Genomic DNA, 26239 nt, shown 5'->3' on the forward strand with positions numbered 1-26239 from the left:
CGCTTCACCACATCAACGGAATGGTCGCTGCCGCACGTCGGTGGCGACCATTCCGTGGTTCTGGGCATGGGTTTCGATCACCACGCGCACAACACTGGGCGGACCGTGGGGCGGTCACTAGACAACTAGGGTGACTATCGCAGCCACCGCGCCTGCCTCCCCCACGGCGGCGCCCGCCTCGAACACGGTCCGCACCGCCGTACTGGCCAGCGTGCTGGGCACGACGATCGAGTGGTACGACTTCTTCCTGTATGCCACGGCCGCGAGCCTGGTGTTCAACCACACCTTCTTCCCCGACCAGAGTTCGTTCGTCGGGACCATGCTGGCGTTCGCCACCTTCGCGGTCGGGTTCGTGGTCCGGCCCATCGGCGGATTCGTCTTCGGCCACATCGGCGATCGGATCGGGCGCAAGAAGACGCTGGCGCTGACGATGCTGTTGATGGGTGCGGCGACCGCATTGATGGGTGTGCTGCCCACCGCCGCGCAGATCGGCGTGCTGGCCCCGGTCCTGCTCCTCGTATTGCGCGTGGTTCAGGGATTCGCGCTCGGTGGTGAGTGGGCCGGCGCGGTGCTGCTGGCCGTCGAGCACAGCCCCCGTCACCGCCGCGGGTTGTTCGGGAGCATCCCGCAGGTCGGGCTCGCACTGGGCCTGGCGCTGGGGACCGGGGTGTTCGTGCTGTTGCAGCTGTGGCTGTCGGCCGAGGCGTTCCAGAGCTACGGGTGGCGGATCGCGTTCCTGTTCAGCATCGTGCTGGTGATCTTCGGTGTCGTGGTGCGGTTCCGGGTGGCCGAGACCCCGGCGTTCGAGAAACTGCGCGAGGACGACGACCGCTCGGCGGTTCCGGTGAAGGAGATCTTCACTCCCCCGGCGCTGCGCTCTACCGTGCTGGGTCTGCTGTCACGCTGGGGCGAGGGCGCCGCGTTCAACACCTGGGGCGTTTTCACCATCTCGTACGCCACCGCCACCCTGCACCTGGGCAAGGTGCCGGTCCTGATCGTGGTGACCGCGGCGGCACTGCTCATGGCGGTGCTGCTGCCCGTGTCGGGTCTGCTGGCCGACCGGTTCAGCCCGAAAGCGGTCTACGCGTCGGGTATCGCCGCCTACGCCGTCGTGGTGTTCCCGGCGTTCGCCTTGTTCAACACGGGCAGCATCGCGGCGTACGCGGTCGGAATGCTGTTGGCGTTCGGCGTAATCCACGCCTGGTTCTACGGCGCGCAGGGCACGCTCTACGCGTCCCTGTTCCCGACCCGCACCCGCTACACCGGGCTGTCCACGGTGTATCAGCTCTCCGGCGTCTACGCCTCGGGCCTGACCCCGCTGATCCTCACGGCGTTGATCGCCGCCGGTGGCGGCGCACCGTGGTTGGCGTGCGGATATCTGGTGGCCCGGACCAGGCGCACGTCGGCAGCCGCGGGCGTCCCGGCGATCACGGTGCGCGCGGCGTCGGCGACCCAGCCGTCGATCGACACCGCGAAGTCCATGCTGAGCACGTCGCCGTCGCGCAGCCGGTAGTCGTGCGGAAGGCCGTGCAGCACAGCGTCGTTGACCGACAGACAGATGACGTTGCGGAACGGTCCCTTGCCGAACGACGGGTCGTAGTCCCAGTAGCAGGACTCGGCGCCGCGGCGCTTGACCATGTCACGTGCGTGGTGTTCGAGGTCGAGCAGGTTGACCCCGACGTCGACGAGCCCGCTCAGCTCGCGGAGCACCTCGGCCACGAACCGCCCGGTGATCCGCATCTTCTCGATCTCGGCGTCGGTTTTCAGCTCGATCATGTCCACACCCTCCTCGGTATTTAAATACCAACACTAGCGGTATATAAATACCGGCGCTACCGTGGTGTCGTGGTCCGCACCCCACTGACGCCCGCACAGATCGCCGCCGGCAGACGGCTCGGCGAAACCCTGCGCTCGGCCCGGGGCGGCCGATCGCTCGACGAGGTGGCCGAACAGGCCGGTATCTCCCCCGAGACGCTGCGCAAGATCGAGACCGGACGCCTGCCCTCCCCTGCCTTCGGCACGGTGGTCGGACTGAGCACCGCACTGGGCATCCCGCTGCAGAGCCTGGCCGATGAATGGCAGGACGCCGCAGCAGCAGAGGCCGCCATACGCGAGACCGCCGGTACCGCGTAATCTCGTAACTCGACACGTGTCGTACTACGCGAGGGAGTGTTCCATGGAGGGCTTCGCCGGAAAGGTCGCCGTCGTCACCGGCGCCGGATCGGGTATCGGGCAGGCGCTGGCCATCGAGCTCGGACGTTCGGGCGCCAAGCTGGCGATCAGCGACGTCGACACCGAGGGCCTGGCGATCACCGAAGAACGCCTCAAGGCGATCGGCGCCGAGGTCAAGACCGACCGGCTCGACGTGACCGAGCGCGAGGCCTTCCTGCTCTACGCCGACGCGGTCAAGGAGCACTTCGGCAAGGTCAACCAGATCTACAACAACGCGGGCATCGCCTTCACCGGCGACGTCGAGGTCAGCTCGTTCAAGGACATCGAGCGGGTGATGGACGTCGACTACTGGGGCGTCGTCAACGGCACCAAGGCGTTCCTGCCGCACCTCATCGCCTCCGGCGACGGGCACGTCGTCAACGTCTCGAGCCTGTTCGGCATCTTCTCGGTGCCCGGCCAGGCCGCCTACAACTCGGCCAAGTTCGCGGTCCGCGGTTTCACCGAGGCCCTGCGCCAGGAGATGGCCCTGGCCAAGCACCCGGTCAAGGTGACGTGTGTGCACCCTGGCGGGATCAAGACCGCCATCGCCCGCAACGCCACCGCCGCCGAGGGACTGGATCAGAAGGCGCTCGCCGAGACCTTCGACCGGAAGCTGGCCAACACCACCCCGCAGCGCGCCGCCAAGATCATCCTCGAGGCCGTGCGCAAGGACCGGGCACGGGTACTCGTCGGAGCCGACGCCAAGGTCCTCGACGTCATCGTGCGGATCACCGGCTCGGCGTACCAGAAGCTGTTCGCGGGCGCGATGGGGCGGATGCTGCCCCGCTGACACCGGGGTTGCCGAGGGCTAGTGGCCCAGCGGGTTGGCCTGGAGGAACGCTTCGGCCACCGCACCGGGATCCTTGCCCTCGGCGACCTGTCTGCGCATATCGGCCAGCGATCCGGTGTCCAGGACACCGGCGATCTCGTTGAGCGCCAGGATCTGACGTTCGTCGAGGGTGTTGCGGCGATACAGCGGCACCACATTCTCGCCCCGGATCAGTGCCGTCTTGTCGGCCAGCACGGTCAGCTCCGACGGGATCCCCGGATCGGCCGTCGTCGCCCACGCCGCATTGATCTTCCCGGCGCGCAAGGCCGCGAACAGGCTCTTGTCGTCGGGGAACCTACTGGCCTCCGGCAGTGTGCAAGAACCCACCGCGGTGGGCACCTTGGCGCCGGCCACCGCGCCCGGGCGGGCCTTCGCACAGTTGCGGCGCAGCGCGCTCAGGTCGGCCCCGCCCCACGCCGACGCCGTGGCCTCGGTGACCACCACTGCGGGCTTGTCCTGTGCCGACATCGTGTAGTCACCGGCCGCGACGCCCTCGGGCAGCGCCGACACCAGATCCCGGTAGACCTGTTCGTCGGCGCGCGCCGTCGCGGTCGGATTCAACTCTGTCAGAAACCGGCCGGTGAACCCCGGCTGCACCGTCACCGATCCGGAATCGAGCACACCTGAGACACCGTCGGTCTCGGTGACCGCCGCGGGGGTGCCGTAGTAGCGCAACGCCGCCGCATACAGATGACCGAGCAGCTCCGATTCGGGCGCCGGCCCCGCCCCGACCACGAGAGCGGCCGGGGCCGAGTGGCCGCCGCAACCGGCTGACACCAGGGCCAACAGCACCAGTAGTGACAACGCCAGGGTGCGGCGCATCCGTGAACTCAGGATTCTGCGGGGTCAACCGCCGCGGCGACCGCGGCCGCGACCGCGGGGCCGACCCGCGGATCCAGCGCGCTGGGCACGATGTGGTCGACCGCCAGATCGTCGCCGACGACCGAGAAGATCGCCTCGGCAGCCGCCACCTTCATCTTCTCGGTGATGCGGCGGGCCCCGGCGTCGAGCGCCCCGCGGAACACCCCGGGGAAGGCCAGCACGTTGTTGATCTGGTTCGGGAAGTCGCTGCGCCCGGTCGCCACGACCGCCGCGTACTTGCGGGCCGCGTCCGGGTGGATCTCCGGATCCGGGTTGGACAGCGCGAAGACGATGCAGTCGGGAGCCATCGTGGCAATGAGCTCCTCGGGCACGATGCCGGCCGACACCCCGAGGAAGACGTCGGCACCCTCGAGCGCCTCGGCCACCCCACCGGTGAGTTTGCGCGGGTTCGTGCGGCCGGCGAGCTCCGCCTTGAAGGCGTTGAGGTTGTCGCGGCCCGAGTGCACGATGCCCTGCGAGTCGAGCACCACGACGTCGGTGATGCCCTTGTTCAGCAGGATGTTGGCGCAGGCCACACCCGCGGCGCCGGCACCGGAGATCACCACGCGCAGCGCGTGGATGTCGCGGTCGAGGACCTTGGTGGCGCCCAGCAGCGCGGCCAGCACCACGATCGCCGTGCCGTGCTGGTCGTCGTGCATGACCGGGCAGTCCAGGGCCTCGATGACCCGGCGCTCGATCTCGAAGCACCGCGGCGCCGAGATGTCCTCCAGGTTCACCGCGCCGAACGTCGGACGCAGCCGGACCAGGGTTTCGACGATCTCGTCGGGATCCTTGGTGTCGAGCACGATCGGGATCGAGTTCAGGCCGCCGAAGGTCTTGAACAGCGCGCTCTTGCCCTCCATGACCGGCAGTGAGGCCGCGGGGCCGATATCGCCGAGGCCCAGCACCGCGGTGCCGTCGCTGACCACAGCGACCAGGCGGTTGGCCCACGTGTATTTGGCGGCAAGGGTGTGATCAGTGGCGATCGCCCGGCTCACCTGGGCGACACCAGGGGTATAGGCGATCGACAGCGCACGCTGGGTATCCAGCGGCGCCTTCAACTCGACCGAGAGCTTTCCGCCTTCGTGAGCATCGAAGATCTCGGCGTCGTCGATGACAACTTGCGGGGTGCGCTCCGCTGACGAGCGCTCGGACGAGGAGGCGACTGTACTTTCCGACACGGCGCAAGGGTACTTCAATGCCAATTCTCACAGGGTCGGGTTCCCCGCTGGTGAGCGTTACTTAACAGTAACTGCGCGTAGCATCGTTGTGCTGGTCAGGTAGCTGCACACCGCGCAGGAAGGTCGGAGTCCATGCCCTCATTCCGCGCCTTGCCACCGGCGCTGCGAGCCACCGCGAAGGCCCGGCCTCCCGAACCCGACGCCAGGACGATCCACGTCCCGGTGGCCCGGGCCATGGTCGACTGCGGCGTCTACAGCGGTGGTGACCGGTTGCCCGGCAAATACACCCACGCCGCGGCCCTGAACAAGGTCCGCGAACTGCAGGCCGCGGGGCAGAAGGCGTTCGTCTGGATCGGGCTGCACGAACCCGACGAGTTCCAGATGCAGTCGGTGGCAGACGTTTTCGGCTTGCACGAGCTGGCCGTCGAGGATGCGGTGCACGCCCACCAGCGCCCCAAGCTCGAGCGCTACGACAAAACCTTGTTTCTGGTGCTCAAAACCATCAACTATGTCGAGCACGAGTCGGTGGCGCTGGCCCGCGAGATCGTCGAAACCGGCGAGATCATGATCTTCGTCGGGCCGGATTTCGTGGTCACCGTCCGCCACGGCGAGCACGGCGGACTGGCCGGCGTGCGCAAGCGGCTCGAATCCTCCCCTGCCGTCCTCAAACTCGGCCCGTTCGCGGTCATGCACGCCATCGCCGACCACGTCGTGGACAGCTACCTCGACGTGACCGACCTGATGGAGACCGACATCGACTCCATGGAGGAGGACATCTTCTCCCCCCGCACCCACACCAACATCGAGTGCATCTACCTGCTCAAGCGCGAAGTCGTCGAAATGCGTCGAGCGGTGGCGCCGTTGACCCTGGCCCTGGCCCGGTTGCTGACCGACCACAACGACCTGATCTCGGTCGAGGTGCGCAGGTACATGCGCGACGTGCACGACCACAATGTGCAGGCCTCCGACCGTGTCACGAGCTACGACGAGATGCTCAGCTCGCTGGTGCAGGCCGCACTCGGCAAGGTCGCGATGCAGCAGAACGTGGACATGCGCAAGATCTCGGCGTGGGTGGCGATCGCCGCGGTCCCCACCGCGATGGCCGGCATCTACGGGATGAACTTCGAGCACATGCCCGAATTGCAGTGGACCTGGGGCTATCCCGCCGTACTGCTGACGATGGCCACCATCTGCTTCGTGCTGTACCGCACGTTCCGCCACAACGACTGGCTCTAGCTGGGGCTGGCGGCCCTTCTGGTCGGATCCAGCACGTCGACCCCGTCGGTCTGCCACGCCTCACGCATCGCGTCGGCGCCCTTGAGCCGCACCCAGGCCGCCTCGGTGGCCGTGATCGGGGTGGCCGACAGCACCGTCACCCCCGACAGCGGATCGGGCAGGACGACCTCGCCGATATCGCTGGGGCCCAGCAGGAATGCGCTGAACGGCGCGGAGTCGAACAACTGCGTCTCCAGGTCGATGAGCGCGTCGCCCTCCAGCACCAGCCCCTCCACGGCAGGCGCTGCGGCCAGGACCGCCAACGAGCGGGCCAGTCCACTCGGGGTCGGACCCCGCAGCGACAACACGACCTCGGCCCGGGGGCCGTGGATCGGATCGGAGACCAACTCGGTCGGATCGAACATCGGGTGACGCGAACAGCCCAGCGTCACATAGTGATACAGATCCTGCCCGCCGGCACTCAGGTCCGGTCCGAACCGCAGCACATCGATGCGCTCGGTGCCGAGGAAGGTGACGCTGGCACTGACGGGTTCGGCGGTGATGCCTGCCGCGCCGAAGTACTCGCCCACATGGGCGCGGACGGCAGCCAGGACGTCGATCACTCTTCTGTCGGTTCTCCGGCCGGCTCGGCCGATTCGGCGGGCTCTGCCTCGGGCTCGGGCTCGGGCTCGGGCTCGGGCTCGGGCTCGGGCTCGCTGCGGGTCAGGTTCACCCCGGTTTCGGCATCGAAGATCACCAACTTGGATGTGTCGAAAGCCAGCTGGATCTGCTGACCGCCGGCCACCGTCGATTCGGCCGCGACCCGCGCCACGAACTCAGTGGCATCCGACCCGGAATCGGCGGCCAACTCGGCCAGCTGCGCCGCCTCGGCCCCCGCACCCTCGATCGTGAAGTGCACGTACTTGTCGGCGCCGAGCGACTCGACGATGTCGGCACGCACCGGGAAGGTCAGCGCCCGGATCCGGGCGTAGCCGTCGAGCAGCGAGGCATCCTCCAGATGCTCGGGACGGATTCCGACGATGATGTTGTCCGGCTTGGGCTGACGCGCCAGCAGATCATGCACCTGCTGGGTCAGGGTGACGTCACCGAACGGCAGCCGCACCCCGACGTCGGTGAAGGTGGCCGGGAAGAAGTTCATCGCCGGCGATCCGATGAAGCCGGCCACGAACAGGTTCGCCGGGTTGTTGTACAGCTCGTCCGGCGTGCCGATCTGCTGGATCTCGCCGGCCAGCAACACCACGACCCGATCCCCCAGCGTCATCGCCTCGGTCTGATCGTGCGTGACGTACACGGTGGTGGTGCCCAGCCGGCTCTGCAGCCGCGCGATCTCGGCGCGCATCTGCACCCGCAGCTTCGCGTCCAGGTTGCTCAGCGGCTCATCCATCAGGAATGCCTTGGGACGCCGCACGATTGCCCGGCCCATCGCCACCCGCTGACGCTGCCCACCGGACAACTGGGCGGGCTTGCGATCCAGCAATTCGGTCAGGTCCAGGATCTTGGCGGTTTCCTCGACCTTGGCCGCGATCTCGTCCTTCTTGAGCTTGGCCAGGGTCAGCGGGAATGCGATGTTCTGGCGCACCGTCATGTGCGGATAGAGCGCATAGGACTGGAACACCATCGCGATGTCGCGGTCCTTGGGCGCCTTCTCGTTGACCCGCTCCCCACCGATGCGCAGCTCACCCGATGAGATGTCCTCAAGTCCGGCAATCATGTTCAGGGTGGTGGACTTACCGCAGCCCGACGGCCCGACCAGGATGATGAACTCGCCGTCGGCGATCGTCATCGAGAACTCTTTGACGGCTTCCCTGGTGCCGCCTGCGCCGTCTGGGTAACTCTTGGTGACCCGGTCCAACACAATTTCGGCCATCCAATTACCCCTTTACCGCACCGGATGTCAGACCAGCGACGATGCGCCGCTGGAAGATCAGAACAAAGATAATGATCGGGATGGTGATCACCATCGCGCCCGCCGCGATCGACCCCGTCGGCTCCTCGAATTGCGAACTGCCGGTGAAATTCGCGATTGCCACGGGCGCGGTGATGGCCCGCTGCGTCGCGGTCAGCGACAACGCCAGCAGCAGATCGTTCCACGCGAAGATGAAGACCAGGATGGCCGCGGTGACGATGCCCGGGGCCGCCAGCGGTGCGATCACCTTGCGGAAAGCCTGGGCCGGAGTGGCGCCGTCCATCTTGGCGGCCTTCTCCAGATCCCATGGGATCTCCCGGAAGAACGCCGAGAGCGTGTAGATCGCCAGCGGCAGGGCGAACGTGATGTAGGGAATGATCAGCCCGGGCCAGGTGTCGAACAACCCGATGGTGCGCCACAGGTTGAAGATCGGGGTCACCAGCGAGATCTGCGGGAACATCGCGATCAACAGGGCCACGCCCACCAACAGCTTCTTGCCGGGGAACTCCAGCCGGGCCACCGCGTACGCGGCCATGCCGCCGATCACCACGGCGATCACCGTGGTGATCAACCCGATACCGATCGAGTTGATCAGCGCCGAGGTGAAGATGTTGCCGGTGAAGATGCCCTTGTAGTTGTCGAACGTGATCTGATCCGGAATCAGCTTGCCGTCCTTGACGCTTGACGTCGGCTTCAACGACAGCGACAAGATCCACAACACCGGTATCAAGGCGTAGAGCACCACGAGGATGTTCACGATCGTCCATCCGGTCGCGCGCCGCGCACCCACCCGCTCGGTCATCAGTGTTCTCCGCTCTTCGCGCAAGCGCTCATCAGCGTCCCTCCACGTCTGCACCGGGCGCCGACGCACCGAAGATCTTGATGAAGATGAACGCGATGACCGCCACCGACAGGAAGATCAACACGCTGATGGCCGAACCCAATCCGAGGTTGAAGGCCTTGAACAAGTTGTCGTACCCCAGAATCGACACCGACCCGGTGTTGTTGGCGCCTCCGGTCAACACATAGATGTTGTCGAAGATCCGGAACGCGTCGAGGGTGCGGAACAGCAGCGCGACCAAGATGGCCGGTTTGATCAGCGGCAGAATCACTTTCACCAGCCGAGTCCAGGCCCCGGCGCCGTCGACCTGGGCCGCGTTGAGCAGATCCTGCGGCACCAGCGCCAGGCCGGCCAGCAACAGCAGCGCCATGAACGGAGTGGTCTTCCACACCTCGGCGAGCACGATGATGGCCAGCGAAGGCAGCTGTTCGGTGAGCGGGGCGCTGCCGTCGGGCAGCAGATTGGCCAGGTAGCCGGTGCCCGGCGTCCAGGCGTAATACCAGCTGTAGGAGGCCGCCACGGTCACGATCCCATAGGGGATCAGCACCGCGGTGCGCACCACGCCCTTGCCGAAGATGGTGCGGTGCATGACCAGTGCCAGCGTCATGCCGAGCACGAACTCGATCGCCACCGAGACGACGGTGATCGCCAGCGTCACCACGAAAGCCGTCCACCAGTACCGGTCGGTGAGGATGGTCTGGTAGTTGGCGAACCCGACGAACGCCGTGTCGTCGGGGGCGGCCAGGTTGTAGCGCTGCAGGCTCAGCCATACCGCGTAGCCGATCGGATACGCGGTCACCGCAATCATCAGGATCACCGCGGGGGCGATCAACCCGAACGCCAACTTGCGTTCGGAGGCGCGGTTGGCCGTCGTGGAGGTCGTCGCCGAAGTCATGGGATCAGCCCCTTGCCGTCGATGGCCTTCTGCACCTGTTCGGTCAGCTCATCGGCGGTGCGCTCCGGGTCGATGTCGGTGATCGGGGCCAAGGTTGCCGAAATGCGGGTGGACACAGCCTGATACACCGGCGTCGCGGGGCGCACCGCGGCATTGGTCAGCTGCTCGCGGATGATCGCGTACTGCGGGTACTTGGTCTGGAACGCCGGATCGTCGTAGAGCGACTCGCGCACCGCGGGCAGCCCGCCCTCCACGGAGGTGTAGCGCTGGTTCTCGACGTTGCGCAGGCAGCGGATGGCTTCGAAGGCCTCGGCCTTGTGCTGGCTGGTCTTGGCGACCGCGAGGTTCAGCCCGCCCAGCGTCACCTTGGCCGGCTCCCCCTCGATCACGCCCGGGTAGTTGGCGAAACCGAACACGGCTTTGCTGGCCTCGTATGCCGACTCGAACTGCTCGTCGGTCGGCGAGAACGTGCCGAGATCGTTGATGGCTCCGGCGAGGTCGGCACGTTCGTCGAGCGGCAGGAAGTCGACGCCGCCCTTGACCGCGTTCTCCAGCAGCGAGGGCAGCACGAACGGCCAGTTGACCTCGAGCGCGGCCTTGCCCTGCTCCAGCGCGAGCCGGGCGGTTGCCTCGTCGGTCTGGGTAACCGACGGATCGGCACCGGGCGCGGTGGCAACCGACTTGATGATCTGCAGCGCCTTGACCGTCGCCGCACGATGCTCCGGGGTATCGGTCAGGGTGACCGTCTTCCCGTCGTCGGAGAGCACCTGGCCACCCGCACTGGCCAGCAGGGTGTTGAACCACACCACCAGGCCCTCGTACTGCTTGGCCTGCACCGCAATCCAACTGGGCTTGCCCGCCGCGTGCAAGCGGTTGGCCTCCGAGACCATGCCATCCCAGGTAGCCGGCGGCTCATCCATCAAATCGGCTCGGTACCAAAGCAATTGGGTGTTGGTGGTGATCGGCGATGCGTACAGCTGGCCCTGCCAGCGGGCCGTCTCCAACGGTCCGGGCAGGGTGTTCTCCTGCGCGTCGGACTCCGCTTCGCCCGCCGGATCCTCCGACAGCGGGACGGCCCAGCCGGCCTCGGCGAACTCGGCGGTCCACACCACGTCGAGGGCCATGATGTCGAGCGTCTTGTCGTTGCCGGTCAGCCGCCGGGCCAGCTGCAACCGTTGGTCGTCAGCACCTTTCGGCAAACTCACCTGCTTGATGGTGAAGCGGTCGCCGAGTTCGGCGTTGCAGCGTTTGGCCACGGCGGTGAAGGTAGCCATCTCGTTGGCCGGGGTGTAGTAGTTGATGACGATCCCGTCGTCGCCCCCACCACACGCCGAGACCATCGAGGCCGTCGTCAACGCGGCCACTGCCGCAGCACATAGCCGCCGAGCGCGCACCGCTGTGCCTTCCGTTCGCATTCCATCGCCGCCGGAGCGGCTCCCGCGCGCAAACCGTAGAGCCATGCCCGCATATGTGCAACAGTTTGGGCGTGCCGCGTCACAATCGTGACCTGCGCACCTTTGCCACCACGGCCGGTTACCGCGGCGCGGGGAGCTCAGATCGTCAAGCGCGCCAGCAGATCCCGCCCCTGCTCGGCGCTCTGCGGATCACACAGGACGTCGTAGCGGCCCGCGACCAGCTGCATCGTCGAACTGAAATCTCTTGTGCCGCGAGCCATCGCATACGGGATGGCCGAGGTGATCAGGCCGAAGAAGACACCGGCGATCAGGCCGGTGAGCAGCGCACTCCACGGGTTGGGGCTGAAAAAGCCGAGGATCAGGCCGATGAACAGACCCAACCAGGCTCCCGACAGCACACCGCCGCCGAGCACCTTGGGCCAGCTCAGCCGGCCCGTGACGCGCTCGACCTGCATGAGGTCCACCCCGACGATCGTCACCTGCTGCACGGGGAACTGTTGATCGGACAGGTAGTCGACGGCACGCTGGGCCTCCGCGTACGTCGGGTAGGAACCGATCGGCCAGCCTTTGGGCGGCGTCGGCAACGCCCCGCGCGCGGCGGGTGCGGCACCCGGTGTCTGGCCGGACTGAAATGGGCTCGTCATGGAACTTCACTCTCCTCCGCACCGCCGGGTCGGCGGCTGTTCTCGTTACAGCAACGCCCTCACACCGGATTTGGTGCCGGCGTCACGCGCCCCGGGGCGGCACTGTCCGTGCGCTAGGTTGATCAGCATGACAAACGCGGACGGCAACGCGGGCGAAACGCCGCCATCCGACCCCGGCTCCCAGCCGTCTGAACCGTCGTCCAGCGGCTACGAAGCCCCTTCCATCGAGCATTCCCAGGATCGGCCGGATATCGGCGGCGCGCAACCGTCGTACGAGTACGGACCGCCGAGCTACGGGGCCAATCCGCCGTATCCGCCCGCGATCGACTATCCCGCCGACATTCCGCACGACTACCCGCCGCCGCCCGCGTTCCCGGGCGCGTCCAGCTACCCACCGCCCTATCCCCCGCCGATGCCCGGATATCCGCCGCCTCCGGGGTATGGCGTGCCGGGCGGGTACCCCGGATACCCCGGCGGCTACGGGATACCGCCGTCGGCCACCACCAACACCCCGGCCATCGGCAGCCTCGTCGCCTCGATCGTGTCGCTGTTCCTGTTCGCCATGTGCGGGATCGGACTGCTGGCCGCGGTGGTCGGCATCGGCCTCGGCGTGACCGCGCTCAACCAGATCAAGAAGACCGGACAGGCGGGCCACGGCCTGGCGATCGCCGGCATTGCCGTCGGCGCGGTCGGGGCCATCCTCAACACAGGGATGTTGTTGTTCTTCCTGATCGGCGCGTTCGCCGCATAGCAGGGCCGCACCGAATCACGGTGCGGCACTACACAGCCCGGGTCAGCTCGGCGGCCGGAACGGTTCGGCCCGGCGCTGCATTCCCGCCGCCCGGCCCTTGCCCGCGACCACCAGCGCCATCTTGCGGCTGGCCTCGTCGATCATCTCGTCGCCCAGCATCACCGCTCCCCTGGCGCCACCGGCGTGCGAGGTGTGCCATTCATAGGCATCCAGGATCAGCTCGGCATGGTCGTAATCGGCCTGACGCGGACTGAAGATCTCGTTGCCCGCCTCGATCTGGTCCGGATGCAGCACCCACTTGCCGTCGTAACCCAGCGCGGCTGACCGGCCGGCCACCCGGCGGAACCCGTCGACGTCGCGCACCTTCACGTACGGCCCGTCGATCGCGTTGATCCCGCGGCTGCGCGCGGCGATCAGGATCCGCATCAGCACGTGGTGGTGGGCGTCGCCGATGTCATAGCCGTCGGGCTGCCCGCCGACCTCCAGGGTGCGCATGTTGAGGCTGGCCGCCATGTCCCCGGGCCCGAGCACCAGGGCCTGCACGCGCGGGGCCCCCGCGATCGCGTCGATATTCGTCAACCCCTGGGCGTTCTCGATCTGCGCCTCGATACCGATCCCGCCGGATTCGAGGCCGTGGGTGGCCTCCAGCTGACTGAGCAGCAGATCGAGAGCCTGGACATGGGCCGCCTCGGTCACTTTCGGCAGCACGATCAGGTCGAGGTGGCGACCCGCTGCCGAGACCACCTCGATCACATCGGCATAGGTCCACGGTGTGGTCCAGTCGTTGACCCTGACCCCGCGTAGCTGCCCGGCCCAGCCGTCGCCGGCCAGCGCCGCCGCCACCTGTGTGCGGGCCGAGTCCTTGGCCTCGGGCGCGACCGCGTCCTCCAGGTCGAGGAACACCTCGTCAGCGGGCAGACTTTTGGCCTTCTCGATCATCTTCAGGCTGCTTCCCGGAACCGAGAGGCACGTTCTACGGGGTCGATACGTGTTCTCCACGACCACAGTCTCTACCCTTTAATCCATGGCGGCGGTGAACAGGGTCTACGCGGCCCGGCTGGCGGGGATGGTGGTGCTGGGCCCCGACGGGGAGTCCATCGGCCGTGTCCGCGATGTGGTGATCAGTATCAGCATCGTCCGCCAGCAACCGCGAGTTCTCGGCCTCGTCGTCGAATTGCTCACCCGCCGAAGGATTTTCGTTCCGATCCTGCGTGTCACCGCGATCGAGCCGGGCTCGGTGACACTGGCCACCGGCAGTGTGTCGCTGCGCCGGTTCGCCCAACGCCCCGGCGAGGTGCTGGTGTTGGGTCAGGTGCTGGAGACCAGGGTGCGGGTCGACGATCCCGATCTGGAGCAATTGGCCGGAATCGACGTCGTGGTAGTCGATCTGGGCATCGAGCAGACCCGGACCCGAGACTGGATGGTGACCCGGGTGGCCGTACGCCCGCAACGACGTCTGGGGCGGCGCAGCAACATCCACGTGGTCGCGTGGCAGAACGTGCACGGGCTCACCCCGTCCGGACTGGCCATGCCCGACCAGGGCGTGGCCTCACTGCTCGAGCAGTTCGAGGGGCAGCGCCCGGTCGAGGTGGCCGAGGCCCTGCGCGAGCTGCCGGTCAAGCGGCGCTACGAGTTGTACCGGGCCTTCGACGACGAGCGGCTCGCCGACGTGCTGCAGGAGCTACCCGAGGACGAGCAGGCCGCGGTGCTGCGCCAGCTGAAAACCGAGCGCGCGGCCGACGTGCTGGAGGCGATGGACCCCGACGACGCCGCCGACGTGCTGGGGTCGATGACCCCGGCCGACGCCGAGGCACTGCTGCTGGAGATGGACCCCGAGGACTCCGAGGACGTGCGACGGCTGCTCGCGCACTCACCCGATACCGCGGGCGGTCTGATGACCAGCGAGCCGGTGGTCCTGGCCCCTGATACCACCGTCGCCGAAGCCCTGGCGCAGGTGCGCGATCCGGATCTCACGCCGGCCCTTGCCTCGATGGCCTTCGTCGCGCGTCCTCCCACCGCCACCCCGACCGGTCATTACCTGGGCTGCGTGCACCTGCAGCGATTACTGCGCGAACCCCCGGCGGCCCTGGTCAGCGGCATCGTCGACACCGACCTGCCCAGCCTCGGCCCGGGCGACTCGCTGGCCGCGGTGACCCGCTACTTCGCTGCGTACAACCTGGTGTGCGGTCCGGTGGTCGACGAGGAGAACCACCTGCTGGGCGCGGTGTCGGTCGACGACGTGCTGGACCACATGCTTCCCGACGACTGGCGCGAGCGCGATGAGCCCGAGCTGCCGGTGGCGGGCTCATGAGCGAATCCACGGCGCGCCAACGGCTGGACACCCCCCGCGGCACGCGCGGCTTCGGGCTGCACGTCGACGTCGAGGCGGTCGGCCAGTTCGGGGAATCCATCGCCCGGTTCCTGGGCACCGGCCGGTACCTGGCGATCCAGACGATGATCGTGCTGGTCTGGATCGCGCTGAACATCGGCGTCTTCACCTTCGAGTGGGATCCGTACCCGTTCATCCTGCTCAACCTGGCTTTCTCGACCCAGGCCGCCTATGCCGCCCCGCTGATCCTGCTGGCCCAGAACCGGCAGGAGAACCGCGACCGGGTCGCGCTCGAGGAGGACCGGCGCCGGGCTGAGCAGACCAAGGCCGACACCGAGTACCTGGCCCGCGAGCTGGCATCGCTGCGGCTTGCGGTCGGCGAGGTTGTCACCCGCGATTACCTGCGCCGCGAGCTGGAGGAACTGCGCGACCTGATCGCCGGACTCGGCCCGCAGGCCGACGTGGACGGCGCCGCCCCGAGCAAAGGCGACGGTGGCGAGCGCAGGTCCAAACGCAGCGGGTGAACCCAGTCGACCATTGTCGTAACAACCGAAACCAGGACTATGTATGGTGACTTGGTTCACAACGTGGTATTTGGCCAAAGCTGACTTAAGGACGGGTAAGTGCGCGTAGGGGGAGGAGCGGCTATCGCAACCGCTCGGCGCCGTATGGGCCAGCTCGTCCGCTCACCTGCGCTCGGTGTGGCCGTCCTGGCCCCCATCGTGCTGGTCGCCGGCGCCGGGTCCGCTGCCCCCACCGAGGTGTCCAACACCGCGGTCACCCCGCTGGCCGCGGTCGAACCCCAGATCGACCGTTCCGGTCCCGCCGTCGTCGCGGCGGCCCGGCCCCCGACGAACTTCCGCATCAAGTCGATGACCACGCTTTCGGCTCCCCCGCCCGCCTTCGTCGTCAATACCCCTGGTGCCCTCGGCATTCCGGGAACGTCGCTGAAGGCGTACCGCAACGCCGAGCGCATGATGGCCGCGGCCTACCCCGGCTGCGGCATCAGCTGGAACCTGCTGGCCGGTATCGGGCGGATCGAATCCGGGCACGCCAACGGCGGCGCCACCGATGCCCGCGGCACCGCGGTGCGCCCGATCTACGGCCCCGCCCTCGACGGCACATTGCCGGGCAACGAGGTCATCGTGCAGAGCGCTCAGTCCGGACGGGTCACCTACGCCCGGGCGATGGGACCCATGCAGTTCCTGCCCGGAACCTGGGCGCGATACGCCTCCGACGGTGACGGTGACGGCCGGGCGGATGTGCAGAACGTGTTCGACTCGGCGCTGGCCGCCGCCCGCTACCTGTGCAGCGGCGGGCTCAACCTGCGAGAGCAGGCCCAGGTCATGACGGCCATCCTGCGGTACAACAACTCGGTGGCCTACGCCCGCAACGTGTTGGGCTGGGCCGCGGCATACGCAACCGGCGTGGTGCCGGTGAACCTGCCCGAGATCACCGGGTCCATTCCCCCGATCGGCGACTCCCACCTGGACAATCCGGAGGGCCTCGGTCCGGGCCTGCCCGCCGATGCCACCGGCCTGCCCGCGGGCGATCCGCTGGCGCTGATTCCGCTGCTCAACCGCAACGAGACCGGCACGCAGAACGTCCCCGGTTTCGCCCCGGGCCAGGTGCTCGGACCGTTGCCCGGCCCGGCGCAGGCCATCCCTTCGGAGACCCCGGCTGCCCCGCCGCCGCGGTGGATCCCGCCGTGGGAGCAGCCGCCGCGCCAGCCTTCGTGCGTGGTGTTCTGCCTGGGCGAACAGGCGCCTCCGCCACCTGCCCCAGGACTCGGCCCGGCACCGCAGCAGGCTCCGCCGCCCGCGCCCGGCCCGATCGCTCCGTTGGCGGCTCCGGTCCTCGGCCCGGCACCCGGACCCGCCCCTGGGCCCGCCCCGGGTCCGGCCTGAATCCGCGTCGCTGCGGCACCGCCGTAGACTCGGCGGTGATGTCCGAATCTGCCACTGAGCTGCAATCCGCGGTTCGCGCCGCGCTGGCCAAGGTGATCGACCCCGAATTGCGGAGGCCGATCACCGAAGTCGGCATGGTCAAGAACATCTCGATCGAGGCCGACCACGGCGTGCACGTCGAGATCTACCTGACCACCGCGGCCTGCCCGAAGAAGAACGAGATCGCCGAGCTGGTGACGGCTGCCGTCACCGACGTTCCCGGCACCGGCGCCGTCAAGGTGAGCCTGGACGTGATGAACGACGAGCAGCGCGCCGAGTTGCGCAAGCTGCTGCGTGGCGATTCCCGCGAACCGGTGATCCCGTTCGCCCAGCCCAACTCCCTGACCCGGGTCTACGCCGTGGCCTCCGGGAAGGGCGGCGTGGGCAAGTCCAGTGTGACGGTCAACCTGGCCGCCGCGATGGCCGCCCGCGGCCTGTCGGTCGGCCTGTTGGACGCCGACATCTACGGCCATTCGGTGCCGCGCATGATGGGCACCGTCGACCGGCCCACGCAGGTCGACTCGATGATCCTGCCGCCGATCGCCCATGACGTGAAGGTCATCTCGATCGCGATGTTCACCCAGGGCAACACGCCCGTGGTGTGGCGCGGGCCGATGCTGCACCGGGCCCTTCAACAGTTCCTGGCCGACGTGTACTGGGGCGATCTGGACGTCCTGCTGCTCGATCTGCCGCCCGGCACCGGCGATATCGCCATCTCGGTGGCCCAGTTGATCCCGGGTGCCGAGATCCTGGTGGTGACCACACCGCAGATGGCCGCGGCCGAGGTGGCCGAGCGGGCCGGCGCGATCGCCCTGCAAACCCGGCAGCGCATCGCGGGCGTGGTGGAGAACATGTCGGGCCTGCTGATGCCCGACGGCACGGTCATGCAGCTGTTCGGTGAGGGCGGCGGCCGTCAGGTGGCCGACTCGCTGACCCGCTCGGTCGGCGCCGAGGTGCCGCTGCTGGGCCAGGTGCCGCTGGACCCCGCCCTGGTGGCGGCCGGCGACTCCGGTGTTCCGCTGGTGCTTTCGGCCCCGGACTCACCGGCCGGCGCCGAGCTGCGCAAGATCGCCGAGGGATTGTCGGCGCGCAAGCGGGGCCTGGCCGGGATGTCGCTGGGCCTGGATACCGCGCGGCGCTAGGTCGCGTCGGGATCGAACGTCGGGCCGGCGGCCTTGTCCGCCGGCTTGGCAGGCGTATCGGCCGCGGGCTGGCCGTTGAGAGCGTCGGCCTGCCGGTCGCCCGGTACCGACGGCTGATCCGACTTGCGGTCGTCGAACGCACCGGTCAGGAATGAATCGTCGCCATCGAGAAGATGCTTGGTGATCGCGGCCCGCGGGGTCATGCCGCGCAGCTTCTGCAGCTCGGCCAGCGGTTGCCGAAGATCGTCGAACTCGGGTCCGAGATCCTGACGCAACTGGGTGGTGGCGCCACTGACGTAGTCACGTGCCTGACGCAAGGCACCGGATGTCCAGCGGATGGCACCGGGCAGGCGCTCGGGCCCCAGGATCACCAGACCAGCGATCACCAGGACCAGCATCTCTCCCCACCCGATGTTCGCGAACATCGTTACTGCGCTTTTTGGTCGTCGCCGATCGGCGTGACCATGAACGTCATGGGCCGGCCGTCGCGGAGGACCTCGATCGGCGCTTCCTGCCCGATCTTGAGCTGGCGCACCGCAACCACCATCTCATCGGCGTCGGCGACCTTGCGGTCCCCGACCTTGACCACCACGTCGTTCTCCAGGATGCCGGCCTTCTCGGCCGGGCCACCGGCGTTGACATTGCGGACCTGAGCGCCCGAGGCCACGCTGTTGCTCACCGTGACGGCGCTCAGCAGCAGCGTCGGATGCGCGACCTTGCCGTCCTTGATCAGGTTCTCGACCACCTGCTTGACCTCGTTGACCGGGATCGCGAAGCCGAGGCCACTGGCGCTGTCCGACAAGGACTTTCCGGCCGTGTTGATCCCGATCACCTCGGAGGACATGTTGATCAGCGGGCCACCGGAGTTGCCGTGGTTGATCGAGGCATCGGTCTGAAGCCCGTCGATCACGGTGTCGGTGTCGGAACCTTCACCCGAGAGCGGTACCGGCCGGTGCAGTGCGCTGATGATGCCGTGCGTGACGGTGCTGCGCAGACCCAGCGGCGCACCGGCGGCAATCACTTCCTCGCCGACGCGCACCTTCTCGGAGTCACCCATCCGCGCCACGACCAGGTTGTCGACGTTGTCGACCTTGAGCACCGCCAGGTCGGTCTTGGGGTCGCGCCCGACCAGGTTGGCGGGCACTTCCTTGCCGTCGTTGAACACGACGGTGATCTGGTAGTCCGCCGGCTTGCTCGCGGCATCGGAGATCACGTGGTTGTTGGTGACGATGTAGCCCTTGCCGTCGACGACGACGCCGGAGCCCTGCGAGCCCTCGGTCTTGCTCTTGGCCTCGATGGTCACCACCGAATCCTCGACTGCCGAGGCGACCGTGGCGAACCGGCCCGCGTCGGGGGACGGGAGGTCGCCGGTCTCCAGCGTCACCTTCGAGGTGGTGAAGGCCTGCACGGTGCCGGCGGTCTTCTGCCCGACCCAGCCGCCGATGAAGGCGATCAACCCGGCGACGATCAACAGGATGAAGATCGACGGCCAGGACACCCGGCCGCCGAACAGCACCTCGCGGGCGCCCAGCTTGCCGATCGGGGCGGCCACGATCGTCGGTGCGGTGGGTGCCTGCGCGGGCGTCCCCAGCGCCGGGATGGCACCCGGGTCACGCCAGGGATCGTCGAAATCGTCGTCACCGACGTTCTTCTCGGCTTCCATGGCCCCGGCGTCGGTGGGATGGCGCTGCAGCGAGTCGCCCGCGCCGCCGGGACGGCCGAAGGCCTCGGCCAGCACCGGGTCGGGCGGCTGGTCCTTGGGCGCGTACTCGCCCTGGTCCTGGTACTTCTCCGCACCCTGGAACGAGCCGTCCACGCCGGCGGGGCGGCCGAACGTGCGCTGCGACAACTGGTCGACGGGTGGCCGCTCGACAGGGCGCGGTTCCAGACGGCCGCTCTCGTCGGACTGGTCCTGGTTGGTCACCGGTGTTTCACTCTCTGTCAGAGCGCCCGCCCCAGCCGCGTAGGCCGACGCCGGTCACTGATCGCCTTGTGGTCCAGCCTACCGGCGCTTACGCCGACTCCGCGTCGGGTCATCAGCAAACTGGGGCTGTTCACCGACCTCGGCCGAAGGCTGCGGACTGTGGTGCGGTATCTGCGACAACAGACCCAGCAGGGAGTTCGGAATGGCTATCGGACAGGAGTCCCGCAATGCCGCGCGGGCCTGGCTCTGGGCATCGACCTCGGCCGCGCAATCGGGGCACAGGGACAAATGATGTGCGGCCCGCAAATGCGCGCTCATCCGCAGCTCACCGTCGACGAAGGCCGCGATGGCCTCGATCGAGAGGTGTTCGGTGGAACCGAACTGGCGCGGTGCACCCACGGGTGCATCGCTCTGCGACGCGAACTGCGCAGGCAACCAGGAGAATGCCCGACGGAACACGTGTCCCGGGTCGACCATCACCCAGCTCCTCTCGCCGCGCCCAAATGTCCTGCCCCGAATGTAGCGCGACCGGGCGCGCTGAACACCAACCACGGCTAGGCGGATTTGGCGGTTTCCGGCGAGTTCTTGGCCAGATACTCGCGCAGTGCCTGCCGACCACGGTGAATACGGCTGCGGACGGTGCCGAGCTTCACACCCAGCGTGGCGCCGATCTCCTCGTAGGACAGACCCTCGATGTCACACAGGACCACCGCGGCGCGGAATTCGGGCGCCAGGGAATCCAGGGCGGCCTGAAGATCGGCCCCCAACCGCGAGTCGTGGTAGATCTGCTCGGGGTTCGGGTCGTCGGCCGGCACCCGGTCGTAGTCCTCGGGCAGCGCTTCCATCCGGATGCGGCCACGACGGCGGACCATGTCGAGGAACAGGTTGGTGGTGATGCGGTGCAACCAGCCCTCGAAGGTTCCGGGCTGGTAGTTCTGCACCGAGCGGAACACCCGGATGAAGGTTTCCTGCGTCAGGTCCTCGGCATCGTGCTGGTTACCCGAGAGCCGGTAGGCCAGGCGGTACACCCGGTCGGCGTGCTGACGCACCAGCTCGTCCCATGACGGCATGGCGGCCTGATCGCCGGTGGCATCGAAGACGGCAGTACCGGTCAATTCGTCGGACGGCTCGACCCATTCGCCGGAGTTGTACTGCTCCAGATGTGCCATTGACACCGGGGCGTGCTGGGCGGGGTTCAAGGTGACAGCGTTCGCGCTCGTCGGATCCTCCTGATCACAGATTTCACTCAGCTCAACACGACTGATGACTTCGTTATTCCGCTTACCGTCTTCGGTGTGCTGGGCAGTGCGCCAGCGGGCGCCGTGTTCCATGCGGATACCGTTCCTGATCCCGGTGTGGCGGATATATGAGCAATCTGAACTTTCCCTGAGAATGCCGACGCTACGTCCGGTTACCTGCGAGAACCAGCGAATATCCGACGGTGATAACCGCCACCCACGGGCGTGTCGCCTCGGCGCCCACAGGGTCTGGCCTACGCTGCGGGCATGGTCAGCTCCAACCCCGGTCGCGCCGAAGCGATCGTCACGCATGCCGAACGGTCGATCTCCGAGGACGAGATCGTCGCGGCCGCGCGTGAGCGGGCCGAAGAACTCGGCGCGGGTGCGGTCACCCCGGCCGTCGGAGCGTTGCTGAGCGTGCTCGCCCGGCTCACCGGGGGCCGCGCGGTGGTCGAGGTCGGCACCGGGGCCGGCGTCAGCGGCTTGTGGCTGTTGTCCGGCATGAGCGACGACGGCGTACTCACCACGATCGACGTCGAACCCGAGCATCAGCGCATCGCCAAGCAGGGGTTCAACGAGGCCGGCGTCGGTCCCGGGCGGACCCGCCTGATCAGCGGACGCGCCCAGGAGGTGCTGACCCGCCTGGCCGACGAGTCCTACGACCTGGTGTTCATCGATGCCGAGCCGATCGACCAACCGCAGTTCGTGGCCGAGGGCGTGCGCCTGCTGCGCCCCGGCGGTGCGATCGTGCTGCACCGGGCCGCGCTGGGCGGCCGGGCCGGCGACGCCGCGGCCAATGATGCCGAGGTCAGCGCCGTACGCGAAGCGGCCCGGCTGATCGCCGAGGACGAGCGACTCACTCCGGTTCTGATTCCGCTGGGTGACGGCCTGCTGGCCGCCGCTCGCGACTGACTCTTCCTTTTCCGGCCTCACCCTGGTTCCGGCCTCACCCTGGTCTGGGTGGGGCCGGATTTTTTTCTTTACGGATTCCTGACGGGGCACCCCCTTGACCGTGCACTGAACGCATGTTTAGCGTATTGAACATGCGTTCAGTCGATGATCGAACAGCGATGGCCCGGATTCGCGACGCCGCGATCGAGCAGTACGGCCAACACGGCTTCACGGTGGGGCTGCGCACGATCGCCGAGGCCGCCGGCGTCAGCGCCGCCCTGGTGATCCATCACTTCGGCTCCAAGGAAGGGCTGCGCAAGGCATGCGACGCCTATGTGGCCGAGGTGGTGCGCGAGGCCAAGACCGAGTCGATGCACAGCGCCGACCCGGCGACCTGGATGGCCCAGATGGCCGAGATCGAGTCGTACGCACCGCTGATGGCCTATCTGGTCCGCAGCATGCAGTCCGGCAGCGAGCTGGCGAAGACGTTCTGGCGCACCATGGTCGACAACGCCAAGGAGTACCTCGAAGAGGGCGTGCGCACCGGCGTGCTCAAGCCCAGCCATGACGCGGACGCGCGGGCCAGGTTCCTCGCGATCTCGAGCGGCGGCTCGTTCCTGCTCTACCTGCAGATGCACGACGACCCGACCGATCTGCGACGGGTGCTGCGTGACTACGGCGAGGACATGATGCTGCCCGCCCTTGAGGTCTACACCCAGGGCCTGATGACCGACTCCACGATGTACGACGCGTTCCTGCACCAACGTGAACAAGGCATCCCGTTCAGCCCGGCACCCACGGCCGACTCCAAGGAGACAGCGTGAAGAACTCCGTCGAAATCCGCGGACTCTCAAAGTCTTTCGGGCGCACCAAAGCCCTGGATGGATTGAACCTGACCGTCTCCCCCGGTGACGTCACGGGCTTCCTCGGACCCAACGGCGCAGGCAAGTCCACCGCCATCCGGATACTGCTGGGCCTGCTTCGCTCCGACGGGGGCACCGTGCGGTTGCTGGGCGGCGACCCCTGGCACGACGCGGTCGCGCTGCACCGCCGGATCGCCTACGTCCCCGGCGATGTCACGTTGTGGCCCAACCTGACCGGCATGCAGGCCATCGACTTCCTGTGCCGGCTGCGCGGCAACGGCGTCGACACCCGGCGCCGTGATGAACTGATCGAGCGGTTCGAGCTGGACCCGCACAAGAAGGCCCGCACGTACTCCAAGGGCAACCGGCAGAAGGTCGCCATCGTCGCGGCGTTCAGCTGCCATTCCGAGCTGTACATTCTCGACGAACCGACCTCCGGCCTGGATCCGTTGATGGAACAGGCATTTCAGCAATGCGTTGCCGAGGTGGCGCGCCAGGGCGCCGCGATCCTGCTGTCCAGCCACATCCTGGCCGAGGTGGAAAAGCTGTGTGACAACGTGACGATCATCCGGTCCGGACGCACAGTGCGTTCGGGAACCCTGGCCGAGTTGCGCCACCTCATGCGCACCAAGGTCGTCGCACGCACCCGCTCCGACGGTCGGGCGCTGCAGAACACCCCCTACGTTCACGACTTCACCAGCCGCAACGGCACCGTGAGCTTCTCGGTCGACCGCAACGACCTTGAGTTCGCCCTCGAGCACCTGACCGATCTGGGCATCCAGGATCTCACCGTCGCGCCGGCCTCCCTGGAGGACATGTTCCTGCGGGAGTACCAGGGGGTGGGCCGATGACAACGGCCACCGCATCCACGTCGCCGTTCACCGGTACCGCAACGCTGTTGCGGCTGGCGCTGCGCCGCGACCGGGTACGCCTGGGCGTCTGGCTCGCCGTGCTGACGTTGATGATGGTGTACGCCCCGAACGCAATTCAGTTGGCCTATCCGGGTGAAGAACAGCGACTGGCCCGGGTCAACCTCCTCAAGACCCCGGCCGGGATGATGCTCGGCGGCCCGATGTTCGGCGTCAACGAGACCGACCTCGGCGTGATGATGGCCAACGAGCTGACCCTCACACTGACCATCGCGACGTCGATCCTGGCCATTCTCACCGTGATTCGTCATACCCGGGCCGAAGAGGAGAGCGGCAGCGCCGAGCTGGTGCTGTCCTCGGTGGTGGGCCGCTACGCCCGCACCGCGGCGGCCCTGATCCTGGTCGGCGGTCTCAACGCGGTCCTCGCACTCACCATGACCGTGGCGATGGCCTCCACCGGTTTCGCGGTGATCGACACCGCCGCCATGTGTCTGGGTATCACGGGGGTGGCCATGGTGTTCGGTGCGGTTGCCGCGGTGACCGCGCAGTTGTGGCGGCAGGCCCGCACCGCCTCGGGCGCGGCCATGGCGACATTGGCGGTGGCGGCTCTGGTGCGGGGTGTCGGCGACGTGGTCGACTACTCGGGCAGCGCCCTGAGCTGGTTCTCCCCGATCGCCTGGGCGCAGCAGATGCGGCCGTTCGTCGACCTGCGCTGGTGGCCGTTCGCCATGTTGGTCGTTCTGGCCATCGCGTTGATGGCCGTGGCTGCGGTCCTGGAGCGCCGCCGTCAGTACGACGCAGGCACCATCGCATCGGCGGGCGAGAAGCCCGACGCACCCACCATCACCGGCCCGCTGCGCCTGCACCTCACGCTGCAACGGGGCCAGACGATCGGCTGGGCGGTCGGATTGTTCGCGGCCGGGCTGGTTTTCGGCTCGATGACCAAGGCACTGCTGGACGCGGCGGCGACCAACGAGGTGATCGGCCGGGTGCTGACCGCGACGGGCAACGACGGCGTCTACACCACCATGACCCAGTTCCTGGCGGCGGCGGCCACCGGCTACGTCGCATCGGTGGTGCTGCGGGTGTACACCGACGAGCAGAACGGTCTGGGCGAGCCGGTGCTGGCCGGCGCGGTGTCGCGTCCGCGCTGGCTGCTGGGCGCGGTTGGCAGTGCGCTGGCCGGCGCGACGATCCTGATGTTGTGCGCCGGGCTGGGCAATGGGCTGGGCGCCGGACTGACACTGGGAGACCCGGGCACGATCATTCGGCTCACCCTGGCGGCCCTGGCCTATCTGCCCGCCCTCGCCGTAGTGGCGTCGATCGCAGCACTGGCCGTGGCGCTGCGTGCACCGTGGATCGCTTGGCTGACAGTGACATTCGTGATCACCGCGTTGTACCTCGGGGCGCTGCTGCGGCTGCCGCGCTGGCTCATCGAGCTGTCGCCCGTGGGACAGACCACCGTGCCGAGCGATTTCCCTGCCCTGGCTCTGGCCGTAATGCTCGTCACCGCAACGGCTCTGGCGGCTGTTGCGGGCTGGATCTATCGCAACCGCGACGCGGTGTGACCCCCAACAGGAGGCAGCTGATGAAACTCGCACTTCAGACGATCGGATCGGGCGTATTGGGCCTGGCGTTCTTCGCCGTGGCACTGTTCTGGCCGGCCGGCACGTTCCACTATTGGCAGGCATGGGTTTTCATCGCCGTATTCATGGCCACCACCCTGATACCGAGCATCTATCTCGCGGTCAGGGACCCTGCTGCCCTGCAACGACGGCTGCACGGTGGCCCGACCGCGGAAACGCGGTTCGTACAGAAAATCGTCATCTGGGCGGTCACCGGCTCGGCGTTCGCCGCGTTCGTCCTGAGCGCCCTCGACCACCGGTTCGGCTGGTCGAGCGTGCCGACCGCGGTGGTCGTCCTGGGCAACGTCGTGGTCGCGGTGGGGCTCGTACTGGCGCAGGCGGTGGTCTTCCAGAACAGCTTCGCCGGCGCCAGCATCCGGGTGGAGGACGAACAGCAGCTGGTATCGACGGGGCTCTACGGCCTGGTGCGTCACCCGATGTACTTCGGCGCCGTGTTGATGATGTTCGGCACTCCCCTGGCGCTCGGCTCCTACTGGGCCCTGCTCGTGTCGATCGCGTCGATACCGATCTTCGGGTTGCGGATCGCCGACGAGGAGAAGATGCTGCGGGCCGAACTCGACGGCTACGACGAGTACATCGAGAAGGTCCGCTTCCGGCTGTTGCCGTACGTGTGGTGAGAGG

General features: G+C 67.7%; 26 protein-coding genes and 2 pseudogenes. 14 read left to right on the top strand and 14 right to left on the bottom strand.

Annotated features, from left to right (window positions below; genetic code table 11):
* Nucleotides 1–130 precede the first annotated feature (130 nt).
* Nucleotides 131–1282 (top strand): annotated as a pseudogene (locus BN2156_RS25105) (MFS transporter); the annotation flags it as partial.
* A gap of 41 nt (nucleotides 1283–1323) precedes the next feature.
* Here BN2156_RS25105 and BN2156_RS31290 read toward each other — a convergent pair.
* A pseudogene (locus tag BN2156_RS31290) lies at nucleotides 1324–1776 on the bottom strand (M24 family metallopeptidase); the annotation flags it as partial.
* Between the two features lie 69 nt (nucleotides 1777–1845).
* Between BN2156_RS31290 and BN2156_RS25110 the strand changes: the two are divergent.
* Both BN2156_RS25110 and BN2156_RS25115 read left to right on the top strand, forming a co-directional pair.
* Complete coding sequence (locus tag BN2156_RS25110; protein ID WP_090517732.1) at nucleotides 1846–2133, top strand: helix-turn-helix domain-containing protein; 288 nt, start codon at nucleotides 1846–1848, stop codon at nucleotides 2131–2133.
* A gap of 43 nt (nucleotides 2134–2176) precedes the next feature.
* On the top strand, nucleotides 2177–3001 hold the full coding sequence (locus BN2156_RS25115; RefSeq protein WP_090517733.1) for an SDR family NAD(P)-dependent oxidoreductase: 825 nt from the start codon (nucleotides 2177–2179) through the stop codon (nucleotides 2999–3001).
* An 18-nt stretch (nucleotides 3002–3019) separates the two neighbouring features.
* Here the strand turns inward: BN2156_RS25115 and BN2156_RS25120 are convergent, their stop codons facing one another.
* Nucleotides 3020–3862, bottom strand: a complete 843-nt coding sequence (locus tag BN2156_RS25120) for a glycine betaine ABC transporter substrate-binding protein (protein ID WP_090517734.1) — start codon at nucleotides 3860–3862, stop codon at nucleotides 3020–3022.
* 8 nt (nucleotides 3863–3870) lie between these two features.
* The gene (locus tag BN2156_RS25125; protein ID WP_090517735.1) at nucleotides 3871–5082 is read right to left on the bottom strand and encodes an NAD(P)-dependent malic enzyme; all 1212 of its coding nucleotides are present in this window, start codon (nucleotides 5080–5082) and stop codon (nucleotides 3871–3873) included.
* A 132-nt stretch (nucleotides 5083–5214) separates the two neighbouring features.
* On the opposite strand from BN2156_RS25125, the gene corA reads away from it, so the two are divergent.
* Nucleotides 5215–6318 carry a magnesium/cobalt transporter CorA gene (gene corA, locus BN2156_RS25130; RefSeq protein ID WP_090517736.1) on the top strand — a complete coding sequence of 368 codons (1104 nt, stop codon included), beginning with the start codon at nucleotides 5215–5217 and terminating at the stop codon, nucleotides 6316–6318.
* Here the strand turns inward: corA and BN2156_RS25135 are convergent.
* The 6 genes from BN2156_RS25135 to BN2156_RS25160 all read right to left on the bottom strand — a co-directional run bounded on the left by BN2156_RS25135 (nucleotide 6315) and on the right by BN2156_RS25160 (nucleotide 12019).
* Nucleotides 6315–6920, bottom strand: a complete 606-nt coding sequence (locus tag BN2156_RS25135; RefSeq protein WP_090517737.1) for a suppressor of fused domain protein — start codon at nucleotides 6918–6920, stop codon at nucleotides 6315–6317. The two genes, corA and BN2156_RS25135, sit on opposite strands and share 4 nt — an antisense overlap.
* Nucleotides 6917–8185 (bottom strand): ABC transporter ATP-binding protein, encoded by a 1269-nt coding sequence (locus BN2156_RS25140; RefSeq protein WP_090517738.1) that lies wholly within the window; start codon nucleotides 8183–8185, stop codon nucleotides 6917–6919. Before BN2156_RS25140 ends, BN2156_RS25135 begins: the two co-directional genes overlap by 4 nt.
* 4 nt (nucleotides 8186–8189) lie before the next feature.
* Nucleotides 8190–9014: a carbohydrate ABC transporter permease gene (locus BN2156_RS25145; RefSeq protein ID WP_210436733.1), complete on the bottom strand. Its 825-nt coding sequence runs from the start codon at nucleotides 9012–9014 to the stop codon at nucleotides 8190–8192.
* Between the two features lie 43 nt (nucleotides 9015–9057).
* Nucleotides 9058–9960 (bottom strand): carbohydrate ABC transporter permease, encoded by a 903-nt coding sequence (locus BN2156_RS25150; RefSeq protein ID WP_090517740.1) that lies wholly within the window; start codon nucleotides 9958–9960, stop codon nucleotides 9058–9060.
* On the bottom strand, nucleotides 9957–11354 hold the full coding sequence (locus BN2156_RS25155; protein WP_090517741.1) for an ABC transporter substrate-binding protein: 1398 nt from the start codon (nucleotides 11352–11354) through the stop codon (nucleotides 9957–9959). Before BN2156_RS25155 ends, BN2156_RS25150 begins: the two co-directional genes overlap by 4 nt.
* A gap of 158 nt (nucleotides 11355–11512) precedes the next feature.
* On the bottom strand, nucleotides 11513–12019 hold the full coding sequence (locus tag BN2156_RS25160; RefSeq protein WP_090428291.1) for a YflT domain-containing protein: 507 nt from the start codon (nucleotides 12017–12019) through the stop codon (nucleotides 11513–11515).
* 127 nt (nucleotides 12020–12146) lie between these two features.
* On the opposite strand from BN2156_RS25160, the gene BN2156_RS25165 reads away from it, so the two are divergent.
* Nucleotides 12147–12770: a DUF4190 domain-containing protein gene (locus BN2156_RS25165; RefSeq protein ID WP_090517742.1), complete on the top strand. Its 624-nt coding sequence runs from the start codon at nucleotides 12147–12149 to the stop codon at nucleotides 12768–12770.
* A 42-nt stretch (nucleotides 12771–12812) separates the two neighbouring features.
* Here the strand turns inward: BN2156_RS25165 and BN2156_RS25170 are convergent, their stop codons facing one another.
* The gene (locus tag BN2156_RS25170) at nucleotides 12813–13769 is read right to left on the bottom strand and encodes an HpcH/HpaI aldolase/citrate lyase family protein (RefSeq protein ID WP_090518536.1); all 957 of its coding nucleotides are present in this window, start codon (nucleotides 13767–13769) and stop codon (nucleotides 12813–12815) included.
* A 25-nt stretch (nucleotides 13770–13794) separates the two neighbouring features.
* On the opposite strand from BN2156_RS25170, the gene BN2156_RS25175 reads away from it, so the two are divergent.
* The 4 genes from BN2156_RS25175 (at nucleotide 13795) to BN2156_RS25190 (ending at nucleotide 18187) form a co-directional block, all read left to right on the top strand.
* Nucleotides 13795–15081 carry a magnesium transporter MgtE N-terminal domain-containing protein gene (locus BN2156_RS25175; RefSeq protein WP_090517743.1) on the top strand — a complete coding sequence of 429 codons (1287 nt, stop codon included), beginning with the start codon at nucleotides 13795–13797 and terminating at the stop codon, nucleotides 15079–15081.
* Nucleotides 15078–15623, top strand: coding sequence for a DUF1003 domain-containing protein (locus BN2156_RS25180; RefSeq protein WP_090517744.1), 546 nt, complete (start codon nucleotides 15078–15080; stop codon nucleotides 15621–15623). The genes BN2156_RS25175 and BN2156_RS25180 overlap by 4 nt, the downstream gene beginning before the upstream one ends.
* A gap of 144 nt (nucleotides 15624–15767) precedes the next feature.
* Nucleotides 15768–17006, top strand: coding sequence for a lytic transglycosylase domain-containing protein (locus tag BN2156_RS25185; RefSeq protein WP_162490959.1), 1239 nt, complete (start codon nucleotides 15768–15770; stop codon nucleotides 17004–17006).
* A gap of 38 nt (nucleotides 17007–17044) precedes the next feature.
* Nucleotides 17045–18187 carry an Mrp/NBP35 family ATP-binding protein gene (locus tag BN2156_RS25190; RefSeq protein ID WP_162490960.1) on the top strand — a complete coding sequence of 381 codons (1143 nt, stop codon included), beginning with the start codon at nucleotides 17045–17047 and terminating at the stop codon, nucleotides 18185–18187.
* On the opposite strand, the gene tatB is transcribed toward BN2156_RS25190, so the two are convergent.
* The 4 genes from tatB to sigE form a co-directional block, all read right to left on the bottom strand.
* Nucleotides 18184–18612, bottom strand: a complete 429-nt coding sequence (gene tatB / locus BN2156_RS25195) for a Sec-independent protein translocase protein TatB (protein ID WP_090517747.1) — start codon at nucleotides 18610–18612, stop codon at nucleotides 18184–18186. The genes BN2156_RS25190 and tatB overlap by 4 nt on opposite strands.
* A 2-nt stretch (nucleotides 18613–18614) precedes the next feature.
* Nucleotides 18615–20111: a serine protease HtrA gene (gene htrA / locus BN2156_RS25200; RefSeq protein ID WP_090517748.1), complete on the bottom strand. Its 1497-nt coding sequence runs from the start codon at nucleotides 20109–20111 to the stop codon at nucleotides 18615–18617.
* A gap of 78 nt (nucleotides 20112–20189) precedes the next feature.
* Nucleotides 20190–20588 (bottom strand): anti-sigma E factor RseA, encoded by a 399-nt coding sequence (gene rseA, locus BN2156_RS25205; protein WP_090518537.1) that lies wholly within the window; start codon nucleotides 20586–20588, stop codon nucleotides 20190–20192.
* Between the two features lie 77 nt (nucleotides 20589–20665).
* Nucleotides 20666–21442 carry an RNA polymerase sigma factor SigE gene (gene sigE / locus BN2156_RS25210; protein WP_090517749.1) on the bottom strand — a complete coding sequence of 259 codons (777 nt, stop codon included), beginning with the start codon at nucleotides 21440–21442 and terminating at the stop codon, nucleotides 20666–20668.
* Between the two features lie 174 nt (nucleotides 21443–21616).
* On the opposite strand from sigE, the gene BN2156_RS25215 reads away from it, so the two are divergent.
* The 5 genes from BN2156_RS25215 (at nucleotide 21617) to BN2156_RS25235 (ending at nucleotide 26235) form a co-directional block, all read left to right on the top strand.
* On the top strand, nucleotides 21617–22261 hold the full coding sequence (locus BN2156_RS25215) for an O-methyltransferase (RefSeq protein WP_090517750.1): 645 nt from the start codon (nucleotides 21617–21619) through the stop codon (nucleotides 22259–22261).
* A 131-nt stretch (nucleotides 22262–22392) separates the two neighbouring features.
* Nucleotides 22393–23064, top strand: a complete 672-nt coding sequence (locus tag BN2156_RS25220) for a TetR/AcrR family transcriptional regulator (RefSeq protein ID WP_090517751.1) — start codon at nucleotides 22393–22395, stop codon at nucleotides 23062–23064.
* Nucleotides 23061–23954 (top strand): ABC transporter ATP-binding protein, encoded by an 894-nt coding sequence (locus tag BN2156_RS25225; RefSeq protein WP_090517752.1) that lies wholly within the window; start codon nucleotides 23061–23063, stop codon nucleotides 23952–23954. Before BN2156_RS25220 ends, BN2156_RS25225 begins: the two co-directional genes overlap by 4 nt.
* Nucleotides 23951–25540, top strand: a complete 1590-nt coding sequence (locus BN2156_RS25230) for an ABC transporter permease (protein WP_090517753.1) — start codon at nucleotides 23951–23953, stop codon at nucleotides 25538–25540. The genes BN2156_RS25225 and BN2156_RS25230 overlap by 4 nt, the downstream gene beginning before the upstream one ends.
* Nucleotides 25541–25560: 20 nt before the next feature.
* Nucleotides 25561–26235: a methyltransferase family protein gene (locus tag BN2156_RS25235; RefSeq protein ID WP_090517754.1), complete on the top strand. Its 675-nt coding sequence runs from the start codon at nucleotides 25561–25563 to the stop codon at nucleotides 26233–26235.
* Nucleotides 26236–26239: the final 4 nt, after the last annotated feature.

Origin of the sequence: Mycolicibacterium neworleansense (genome assembly GCF_001245615.1) — a bacterium.
GTDB lineage: Bacteria > Actinomycetota > Actinomycetes > Mycobacteriales > Mycobacteriaceae > Mycobacterium > Mycobacterium neworleansense.